At 62.9% G+C, this 2,673-nt stretch carries 2 protein-coding genes; both read right to left on the bottom strand.

Annotated elements, in window-relative coordinates:
• Positions 1-100 precede the first annotated feature (100 nt).
• The gene (locus CCR95_RS12505; RefSeq protein ID WP_242523220.1) at positions 101-1,549 is read right to left on the bottom strand and encodes a mechanosensitive ion channel family protein; all 1,449 of its coding nucleotides are present in this window, start codon (positions 1,547-1,549) and stop codon (positions 101-103) included.
• Positions 1,550-1,775: 226 nt separating this feature from the next.
• Positions 1,776-2,486 (bottom strand): hypothetical protein, encoded by a 711-nt coding sequence (locus CCR95_RS12500; protein WP_201094786.1) that lies wholly within the window; start codon positions 2,484-2,486, stop codon positions 1,776-1,778.
• Positions 2,487-2,673: the final 187 nt, after the last annotated feature.

The raw sequence follows: 2,673 nt of genomic DNA, 5'->3' as shown, positions 1-2,673 counted from the left end.
GCCCACCCTCCGTGCGTTGGACCGAGTGGGTCGAAGGGGAGGCCAAGTGATTCGCCGTCGCCTCGGGCCGGGGCCGCCTCCGGTCGGCCCGGTCCATTCCTTAACCTGATGGCCTTGTGTCTTTCGTAGGCTTCTCGGACATCGCCGAGTCGGATACCACCGGTAAGAGATTTTCCCCGTCCTTCAAGGGTCTTGCCTCCCGTGCCTGCTCCTCGATGACGATCGATTCGCTGTAGAGACCCGCTTCCGCTTTTGTCGATACATCTTCCAAATCCGCCTGCCGCGTTGCGGCGGGGAGTCGCTGTCCCGGCGCGGTCCCTCGCGCGTCCGTTGATGTCTGGTCGAGCCAGGTGACGGGGATGCCTTGCGGGAAGACCACTTCTCGGGCCTCGTCGGGCATCGAGACGCCTTGGTCCTGAAAGGCGCGCTTCACCAGCCGGATGACCGAAGACCGCACCTTCAGCCAACTATGCTCGCGCCCGTTGAGCCAAAAGTAGACGCGCAGGTTCACGGTTGCGCTGCCGAGGCTGTCCGCCAAGACCGAGGGCTCCGGATCCTTCAGGACGGCCGGATGGTCCGCCAGCACCTTGCGTGCAATCTCCTGGGCCTCGGCGATTGCATCGCCGTAGCCGATGCCGACGACAAAATCCGCGCGCCGGTTGGGGCTCGTCGTGAAGTTGCTGACGATGGTCTTGTAGACGGTGGCGTTGGGGATCTGCGCAAGATTGCCATCGAGGGTCATCAAGATGGTGGTGCGCATGTTGAGCTGCTGCACATACCCGGTCACGCCGGAGATCTCGACCAAGTCGCCCGTCTCGAAAGGCTGCTGGATGCTCAGGAAGATGCTGGACAGGAAGTTTTCGGTGATGTCGCGAAAGGCGATACCAAGGATCAGGCCGATCAGACCGGTCCCCCCGACCAGCGTCAATGCCAGTTGCGTCAGGCCCGAGACCCGCAGAATCAGATAGACGCCACAGAGGACAACAAGCCCTCCGGCCGCTCGCGCGATCACGGTTCGCAGAAGTTTCGTCTGAATCCTTTGACGGAGCAGGGTGCGCACGCCGTGGGTCGCTAACAGCGCGGTCCCCACCGACAGTGCCAGGATGAGCAGTCCGAACAGTACGAACGGCATCGCGCGGATAAAGTCGCGCCAGAGTGCGGAGATCCCGCTCGACGCCTGGCGAAAATCCCAGACCGAGGGTTCCGGCACCACCAGCCGGTTGGCGACGGCGACGACGTCCTGAGTATTGCGTGCCAAATCGCCCGCCCATTTCTTCAGCTCATCGGACTCCACCTGACCATTGAGAAAGACGACGCCTTCCTCGACCCTGACCTGCGGGTCGGTGAACCAGTCGGTCACGTTCAACACGGTCTGGAGCCGCTGGCGGATCTCTTCGTCTTGCGCGACGGGTATGACGTCAACCTTGGCGGCGACCTGGGAAAGCTCCTCCTTGGTCGGGGTGATGAGTTTCGGCGGCGCGCCTCCCTGGTCGAGCGGTTCCTGCGCCAGGACCGAGTCGATGACCCCGCCGCACAGGGATCCGAGCAAGACCGCGCCAGCACCAATGTTTGTCAGTTGCCGACGCGACCGGATCAATGCACAGACACCGCAGACCATACCGGGCGCGGTTTAACGCACGAAGATTGCGATCAGGATGATGATCGGAATCGGTATCCCAAGAAAGAACAGAAGCAGGGATCGCATGTTGACCTCCAGTGAAGACCATGACATGAGCCGCGGCAGTTGCGCGCGGCTGGCGCGGTTGCACCAATGCTTAGGCGTCGCGCTGACGCCCGCCGAAGATCGCCAACAGACTGGCGAGGAACGCGCCAGACAGCAGCGCGATGAACAGCCAGAGGGTGGCGGTGGCCGCCGCCTTGCGAGTCTGCTCCGCCAAGGCGCTTTGATTCACATCCAATTCCCCGAGCCGGCTTTGGAGTTGACCAAAGGTATCCGCCACGCGGATCTGTGCGTCGTCCTGGCTCAGGCCCGTCTGCTCGGCCACCGTCGCCCCGAGATAGCGAATATCCGTCGCTGGCAAGCTGCCCTGGCGCAGGGCGTTGGTGAAGACGCGAGCAATTTCCGCGGTCATCGCGGCACTCGGCGCATAACGCTGCCCGTCGGTGGTGTCGGTCCGGTAGAGCGTATCGATGTAATAGGTCAGCCGGTCGCTCATGCCCCCGTCGTTCGCCCGGACCGCCGTGAATTCGAGCCCTGGCGTGGCTTCGGCAGACGCCGCGCCCGCCTCGATCCCGTCACTGACGATAGATCCGATCATGGCGGTCAGGACGGTGGCGGTGACCAGCGCCGACACGGCCCAGGCGAGAAAGCCATGGGCGGTATCGCGGAACCAGACCTCGTCCCGTGGCACGCCCAACCAGCGGGTGCGCAAGCGCCCAGCAAGATAGCCACCCATGCCCGAGGCCGCGATCGTGCTCAAGACCAGCCAAGCGATGGCGGAGACACCGGCGGTGCCGGTCGTCATCTCCGCGTTCAGCCAATGCGGGATGGAAGACAGGCCAAGGCCCGCCCCCAGGACCATTAGCCCGAATTATTCATAAAAATGGGCGACACTCGTTTAACCAATTGATAAAATTGGTGTTCTGCAAAGAACGCTTCGGAGAAGCCAAACGAGGTCGCCCATGTCCCAGTTTACCCAAGAGCCGCTGCGC

It is taken from the genome of Thiocystis minor (assembly GCF_016653465.1).
Taxonomy (GTDB): Bacteria; Pseudomonadota; Gammaproteobacteria; order Chromatiales; family Chromatiaceae; genus Chromatium; species Chromatium minus.
This window is presented reverse-complemented; position numbering and strand designations above follow the sequence as displayed.

What these genes read in the sequence shown, in the direction of transcription:
- CCR95_RS12500 (WP_201094786.1), bottom strand. Translation starts at nt 2,486, where the DNA reads ATGACGACCGGCACCGCCGGTGTCTCCGCCATCGCTTGGCTGGTCTTG.